General features: G+C 36.1%; 6 protein-coding genes and 1 other annotated feature. Of the genes, 1 reads left to right on the top strand and 5 read right to left on the bottom strand.

Annotated features, from left to right (window positions below; genetic code table 11):
* Positions 1-135 precede the first annotated feature (135 nt).
* The 5 genes from serS to guaB all read right to left on the bottom strand — a co-directional run bounded on the left by serS (position 136) and on the right by guaB (position 6410).
* Positions 136-1413, bottom strand: coding sequence for a serine--tRNA ligase (gene serS / locus BFA01S_RS20230; RefSeq protein ID WP_066235219.1), 1278 nt, complete (start codon positions 1411-1413; stop codon positions 136-138).
* 47 nt (positions 1414-1460) lie between these two features.
* Positions 1461-1678: a binding site (T-box leader), on the bottom strand.
* 57 nt (positions 1679-1735) lie between these two features.
* A complete protein-coding gene (pdxT, locus tag BFA01S_RS20225) occupies positions 1736-2320 on the bottom strand; it encodes a pyridoxal 5'-phosphate synthase glutaminase subunit PdxT (RefSeq protein WP_066235217.1) in 585 nt (194 codons plus the stop codon).
* A gap of 19 nt (positions 2321-2339) precedes the next feature.
* Positions 2340-3221, bottom strand: coding sequence for a pyridoxal 5'-phosphate synthase lyase subunit PdxS (pdxS, locus tag BFA01S_RS20220; RefSeq protein WP_066235215.1), 882 nt, complete (start codon positions 3219-3221; stop codon positions 2340-2342).
* A 196-nt stretch (positions 3222-3417) separates the two neighbouring features.
* Positions 3418-4776, bottom strand: coding sequence for a serine hydrolase (locus tag BFA01S_RS20215; protein ID WP_066235213.1), 1359 nt, complete (start codon positions 4774-4776; stop codon positions 3418-3420).
* Positions 4777-4946: 170 nt separating this feature from the next.
* Positions 4947-6410, bottom strand: coding sequence for an IMP dehydrogenase (guaB, locus tag BFA01S_RS20210; protein ID WP_066235211.1), 1464 nt, complete (start codon positions 6408-6410; stop codon positions 4947-4949).
* Positions 6411-6531: 121 nt separating this feature from the next.
* Here guaB and BFA01S_RS20205 point away from each other — a divergent pair, with 121 nt between their 5' ends.
* The gene (locus tag BFA01S_RS20205; protein WP_066235210.1) at positions 6532-7485 is read left to right on the top strand and encodes a YaaC family protein; all 954 of its coding nucleotides are present in this window, start codon (positions 6532-6534) and stop codon (positions 7483-7485) included.
* Positions 7486-7536 lie beyond the last annotated feature (51 nt).

The following is a 7536-nucleotide window of genomic DNA, read 5'->3' as shown; positions in this document are numbered from 1 at the left end:
GGACTTGGGTATTCCTCCGTTTCGACATGATTAAATATATCATAGATAATGAAAGCATGTCAATAAAATTCAAGAATTTTTTTAATGAAGGATCTGTCTAAAAAAGTATACAAAGACAGATCCCTAAAAGTATTATTAACGGCTAATACGTTCTTTATTCCCCATATATGGTCTTAATACTTCTGGAATAATTACACTGCCGTCTTCTTGCTGATAATTTTCTAAGATAGCTGCTACTGTTCTGCCAACTGCAAGCCCTGATCCATTCAATGTATGAATATGCTCCGGCTTCCCTTTAGCATCACGTCTGAAACGAATATTCGCTCTGCGTGCTTGGAATGATTCAAAATTACTGCAAGAAGAAATTTCACGATATGTCCCACTGCTAGGCAGCCAGACTTCAATGTCATATTTCTTCGCTGCTGTAAATCCTAAATCAGCCGTACACATATTTAATACACGGTATGGTAAGCCTAGAAGCTGTAAAACTTTCTCAGCATTTGCTGTTAATTTTTCAAGCTCCTCATAAGAATCTTCCGGTTTCACAAACTTCACCAATTCCACTTTATTAAATTGGTGCTGACGAATAAGTCCTCTCGTATCACGGCCAGCAGATCCTGCTTCAGAACGGAAACAAGCACTGAATGCTGCATAATAAATTGGCAGCTGTTCTCCTGCTAAAATTTCATCACGATGCATATTTGTTACTGGAACTTCAGCAGTTGGAATAAGGAAATATTCTTCATCTGCAATTTTAAATGCATCCTCCTCAAATTTCGGAAGCTGCCCAGTACCAGTCATACTGTCACGATTCACAATATACGGAGGAAGAATTTCTGTATAGCCATGCTCATCAACATGTAAATCAAGCATAAAATTGAAAAGAGCACGTTCTAATCTTGCTCCAAGACCGCGATAAAAAACAAAACGGCTGCCTGTTACCTTGCTGGCACGTTCAAAATCTAATATTCCTAATTCATGGGCAATATCCCAATGTGGAATCGCCTCAAATGAAAATTCAGGAACACTACCCCATTTACGAATTTCAACATTATCATCCTCTGTCTCACCAACTGGGACGGACTCATGAGGGATATTCGGGATAGAAAGCAGTAAATGATCTAATTCATCTTCAATTACTCTTAACTGATCATCAAGCTCTTTAATCTTTTCCCCTACTTCTTTCATTTCATTAATTAAATGGTCAGCAGGCTGCTTCTCCCGTTTAAGAACAGCAACTTGAGATGATACTTCATTTCTTTTACTTTTTAATTGTTCAGTAGCTACAAGCAATTCACGTCTTTTTGCATCTAATTCTTCAAACTTGCCGATATCTGATAGTTCTTCTCCACGCTTTGTTAACTTTTGTTTCACTTCTTCAAAATTGGCACGTAAGTATTTAATATCAAGCATTATCTTCTCTCCTTTTTATTTTAAAAAATAAAAAACTCCCGTCCCTAAAAAGGGACGAGAGTTAACCCGCGTTGCCACCCTAGTTAAAAATACTAAAAGTATCTTTCACTTAATAGATAACGGCTAGTACCGGAACTGCATACTTTCTCATGATTTCAGCAATTCATTCAAGGATGGATTCACAAGGCTCTAACACCGGTTTACACCAGCCACCGGCTCTCTATAGAAAGAAACACTTATTACTAGTTCCTATCATCACGTTTTCATTATAAACATTTTCTCATACATAATTTACTAAAAGTCTTTACTAATTGCAATGTTTTTATGCGTTATTTTTAGATTCCTGTACCATTTCTAAAAACAACTTCGTCATACGATGATCATCAGTCAGTTCTGGATGGAATGAACAGCCTAGTAAATGTCCATGACGGGCTGCAACGATTCTTCCATTATGCTTCGATAAAATCTCAACATCTTCACCGACTTCAACAATATGAGGCGCACGGATAAACACTCCAATAAAGTCTTCACCAACACCAGTTATATTCAGCTCCGCTTCAAAACTCTCTTTCTGGCGTCCAAAGGAATTACGCTCAACAGTTACATCAAATACACCAACATGAGACTCTTCATAACCGACTACTTCACTTGCTAATAAAATAAGTCCGGCACATGTTCCAAACATCGGTTTATTTTCTTTTGCAAACTGTTTTAACGGTTCCATAAAATCATACTTATCAATAAGACGGCGCATCGTCGTGCTTTCTCCGCCCGGGATAATTAAACCGTCCAGTTCTTTGAGCTGTGCCGGTGTTTTAACGATAACACCTTCCGCACCGCATGCTTCAATCGATTGGATATGCTCTCTTACAGCACCTTGTAAGCCTAAAACACCGATTTTTAACATAATAGAAAACCCCTTCTAATTACCAGCCGCGCTCTTGCATTCTATGCTCAGGTAAAATGCTTGAAATTTCAATGCCTTTCATTGCTGTTCCAAGTCCTTTAGAAAGTTCAGCAATCAATTTATAATCTTGATAGTGAGTTGTCGCTTCTACGATAGAACGTGCAAATTTAGCAGGATTCTCTGATTTGAAAATACCAGAACCAACAAATACTCCATCAGCACCTAATTGCATCATTAAAGCAGCATCAGCAGGTGTAGCAACACCGCCTGCAGCAAAGTTAACTACCGGAAGTCTTCCTTCACGCTTAATTTGAAGTAATAATTCAAATGGCGCACCAAGATTTTTTGCTTCTGTCATAAGCTCATCAGTGCTCATATTAGCAACTTTGCGAATTTGTGCATTTACTTTACGCATATGGCGAACTGCCTCAACGATGTTACCTGTTCCAGGCTCACCTTTTGTTCTTAACATTGAAGCACCTTCAGCGATACGGCGAGTTGCTTCACCTAGATCACGGCATCCGCACACGAACGGTACAGTGAATTCACTTTTTAAAAGATGGTACTCCTCATCAGCAGGAGTTAGTACTTCACTTTCATCAATATAGTCAACCCCAAGTGCTTCAAGAACACGTGCTTCGACAATATGTCCAATTCTTGCTTTTGCCATTACTGGAATAGAAACCGCGTTCATTACTTCTTCCACAATTGTAGGATCTGCCATACGTGAAACTCCACCAGCAGCACGAATATCAGCAGGAACTCTCTCAAGTGCCATTACTGCAACAGCACCAGCTTCCTCCGCAATCTTTGCTTGTTCTGCATTTACAACATCCATAATAACGCCGCCTTTTTGCATTTCTGCCATGCCGCGTTTTACACGATCAGTACCTGTACTCATTTTTTATGTCCTCCCTATGTATTGTATTATTTCCTTAATTAGTAGGATTAGTATAAAAGCTAATAGACATACACTAGACTTATTTTATCCTAACTCTTTAAAAATTCCTATCAAAATTAATGGATTTTTCGCAATATATGAACAATCATTATTATTCCGATAAGAAAATACTAAAAACTCCCTAAAGAGGGAGTTTTTAAAACCAACTTTTAACAGTATCAGTGATACCATTCCAAATACCTGCGAAGAATCCACCGATGCTTCTCATTGTTAAAACAAACCAATTAGCTTTTTCAACAGCTTTTTCTGTAACAATATCAGTTTGCATTCCTTTATCTCCATCAAGGAATGATAATTTGTCACCTTTACCAGTATACTCAACAGTCATTGTTCCCACTTTTTCATTTTTCTTCAGCGGGGCAGTTAATTCTTTATTTTCTGTAAGTTTTTTATCATCAATATTAAATTTAGCCGTATAAGCTTTTTCTTCTCCATTTCGAACAACAAGCTTTAAAGCGTCTTTTGAATGAATTTTAACTTCTTTTTCTTTTCCTTTAACGACTGGAAGAACTGATTGATCTTTCACTGCATAATTTGCTTGGAAAACTTCTTGTACATTAAAGTTATTATATGCGTAATCTAACATTTTCTTCGTTTCTTGGAATCTTGCTGTGTGTAAACTGCTTCCTTTAGCATCACCAGCATTCATCACAACAGAAATAACACGCATTCCATTACGCTCAGCTGTCGCTGTAAAACAAGATCCTGCTGAAGATGTCGAACCTGTTTTTAAACCGTCTACACCTTCATATTCAAATAATAAGCCTTTTAACATCCAGTTCCAGTTAGGCATATTAATTTTATCATCTGTGCCCTCTCTAAAAACCTTCTTCGGCACACTTGCTACTTCTAGTACTTCAGGATAGTCTTTAAGAAGTCTTTGAGAAAGCTTTGCCATATCTCTTGCTGACATTTTATTTTCACTGTCTGCAGATGTCCCCTCTGGATGCATTCCTTGTAAATCTTTATTTTCAAGTCCAGTTGCATTGATGAATTCTGTATTTTTAAGTCCAAGTTCCTGAGCTTTTTCATTCATCATCTTAACAAAATTCGTTTCTGAACCAGCAACAATTTCTGCAAGTGCAATTGCAGCACCATTTGCTGAATAAATAGACATTGCTTCAAACAGTTCATGGGCGCTATATGTTCCGTCTTTTCTCAATGGTACATTGGAAAGATCTCTCTTTTGGGAAATTTTATAAACATAATCACTTGGAGTATATGTTTGGTCACTCTTTATTTTTTTCTTATCTAATGCTTCTAACACTAAATACTCCGTCATTACTTTTGCCATACTTGCAATTGGCAGTTTCTCATCAATATTTTTCCCGTAAAGAATAGTACCAGTTGAAGCTTCTACTAATATTGCAGCTTTAGCATTAATCGAAACTGGCTCACTTGCCGCATCAACCTGCTGAAATGGGAGAAATATTGTAAAAAATAACGTAATAGCTAAAAATGCAGCTAACACACGTTTAAAATGATTTTTATTCACTCCTCTTACCTCCACAATCAAATTATTATCTATGTAAATTCTAGTTATTTTTACAAAACACAATAAGAAAGATTTTATCATACATATTGGGAAAAAAATAGACAGAGTATAGCACTCTGTCCAAAAGTAAAATATTTGTCATATTTATAAGGTACAATTTCCTATTTAATTTATAGGGAATAGTTAGGGGATTCTTTTGTTATTTGAACATCATGCGGATGACTCTCTCTTAAGCCTGCTCCAGTCATTCTAATAAATTGAGAATTCTCACGAAGCTCCTGAAGATCTTTCGTACCACAGTAGCCCATGCCAGAACGAACTCCGCCAATCAATTGATAAATTGTATCTGCCAATGGTCCTTTGTAAGGAATTCTTCCTTCGATGCCTTCTGGAACGAACTTTTTATTATCTTCTTGGAAATAACGGTCTTTACTTCCTTTTTCCATGGCACCAATAGAGCCCATGCCGCGGTACACTTTAAAGCGTCTGCCTTGATAAATTTCTGTATCTCCAGGACTTTCTGAAGTACCTCCAAGCAAGCTGCCAAGCATAACAACATAACCACCTGCTGCAAGTGCTTTAACGATATCTCCAGAGTATTTAATACCGCCATCAGCTATAATGCCCACACCGTGCTTTCTAGCCTCTGTTGCGCAATCATAAATAGCCGTAATTTGCGGAACACCGACACCTGCCACAACACGAGTTGTACAAATAGAACCAGGCCCGATTCCAACCTTTACTACATTCGCTCCTGCTTCAATTAAAGCTTTTGTCGCTTCAGCAGTTGCTACGTTACCAGCAATAATATTTAACTGAGGATATTTATTACGGATATTGCTTACAGTGTTTAGAACACCTGCAGAATGTCCATGTGCTGTATCTACAACGATAACATCTACACTTTTTTCAACTAGCTTGTCTACCCTTAACATTGTATCTGCTGTTACTCCAACTGCAGCTCCAACTAATAAGCGTCCTTGCTCGTCTTTTGCTGAATTCGGAAATTCAATTACCTTTTCAATATCCTTGATCGTAATTAAACCTTTTAATTTACCTCCATTATCAACTAATGGAAGCTTCTCGATTTTATATCGTTGCAGAATATTCTCTGCTTCTTTTAATGTCGTACCAACTGGAGCTGTAACAAGATTTTCCTTTGTCATAACATCATCAATTTTTATAGAAAAGTCTTGAATAAATCTCATATCACGGTTTGTAATAATACCAACTAATTTTAACTCTTCCGGGTTATTTACAATCGGAACACCTGAAATACGATATTTCCCCATTAAATGCTCAGCATCAAACACTTGATGTTCTGGTGTTAAGAAGAATGGGTCAGTAATAACGCCACGTTCTGATCGTTTTACTTTGTCTACTTGCTCAGCTTGCTGCTCAATTGACATATTTTTATGAATGACACCAAGTCCACCTTGTCTAGCCATTGCAATTGCAAGTTCAGCTTCAGTAACAGTGTCCATTCCAGCACTAATAATTGGAATGTTCAATTTCAGTGTTGGTGTAAGCTCTACGGATAAATCAACATCCCTTGGCAATACTTCAGATTTAGATGGTACAAGCAGTACATCATCAAAAGTTAATCCTTCTTTTGAAAATTTTTGTTCCCACATAGTAAATCCCCCTTTTTTCGGCAAAATATTATTAGTAGATTATCAACTGTACAAGCGACTGTCAAGGAAGTATGAAAATGTTGGAATATTTTGAATTTATATATAGGGGTGTTCTATACAAATGATGATTTCTCCTTGGGAAAATTTGCTTTCCTATCATTCAATCGAAACAGTACAAAAACGATTAGAAACGAAGTATAAAAACAATTCTTTTACTAATCCAAGTAGTTTAGCTTACGAAAACTGTTCCCGTTTTGTATATTTTTTAAAACACGGTGAAAATTTTTTCAACCAGGCAAATAAAGCTCCAACTTCTTTACAGCCGATGCTATTATTTTATGGACTTTCTCAACTTTTAAAAGCATGTCTTTTAATTAATGATCCTTTATATCCTGAAACTTCCACAGTATTAGCTCATGGAGTTTCAAGCAGAAAGCGAAAAAAACAAAATTATCATTTCTTAAAAGATGAAGTGAAAATACAAAGAAATGGATTTTTTTCGCATATTGCTACAAAGATGTTCGATATAAAAAATGTAGAAGCCGATAAATATTCGATGGAAGAATTATTTAAACAGCTTGCTGAGATGAATGATTTATTCCACTTCCATCATTCTAAGGTTACACATACAGCAGTAGACATAAATAAAGATTTTATTATTATTCCTCATCATGTAGCAGATCTATTTCATATGACATCAAACAGACTTGCTGAATTCCTAATGGAACGTTACAGCTTTTTATCTCTAGGACATATAAATGAGGAAGGGATACATTTAATACTGGAACAGAGCATACAATCGTTTAATTCAATCCCCTTTATGTATCATTTACAAGAAGATAAATATTACATCTCTACCTCAAGGGATTTCTCTAATTATATCCCTGAACTGCTTATACATTATTTACTTTTATATAATTTAAGCATGATTTCCCGATATGAAACAGAATGGTGGTATGACTTATTACTAAGTATGTCCAGTAATGATTATCCTTTTATTTTAAAGTATTTAGAAATTTGCAAAAGGAAAATCCCTCACTATATTTGGAAATATATTGACTCTGTAATTTCATAATTGGTTATATTTATATAATAAAATAACAACTGTTATTTCCGCACAAAAAAG

Origin of the sequence: Metabacillus fastidiosus NBRC 101226 (assembly GCF_001591625.1) — a bacterium.
Lineage (GTDB): Bacteria > Bacillota > Bacilli > Bacillales > Bacillaceae > Metabacillus > Metabacillus fastidiosus.
The sequence above is the reverse complement of the archived record's forward strand: the minus strand, read 5'-3'. Positions and strand labels throughout refer to the sequence as shown.

Bases quoted from the DNA above. Each gene is read 5' to 3' on its own strand.
- serS (WP_066235219.1), bottom strand. From the start codon at position 1,413: ATGCTTGATATTAAATACTTACGTGCCAATTTTGAAGAAGTGAAACAA.
- pdxT (WP_066235217.1), bottom strand. From the start codon at position 2,320: ATGTTAAAAATCGGTGTTTTAGGCTTACAAGGTGCTGTAAGAGAGCAT.
- pdxS (WP_066235215.1), bottom strand. From the start codon at position 3,221: ATGAGTACAGGTACTGATCGTGTAAAACGCGGCATGGCAGAAATGCAA.
- guaB (WP_066235211.1), bottom strand. From the start codon at position 6,410: ATGTGGGAACAAAAATTTTCAAAAGAAGGATTAACTTTTGATGATGTA.
- BFA01S_RS20205 (WP_066235210.1), top strand. From the start codon at position 6,532: ATGATGATTTCTCCTTGGGAAAATTTGCTTTCCTATCATTCAATCGAA.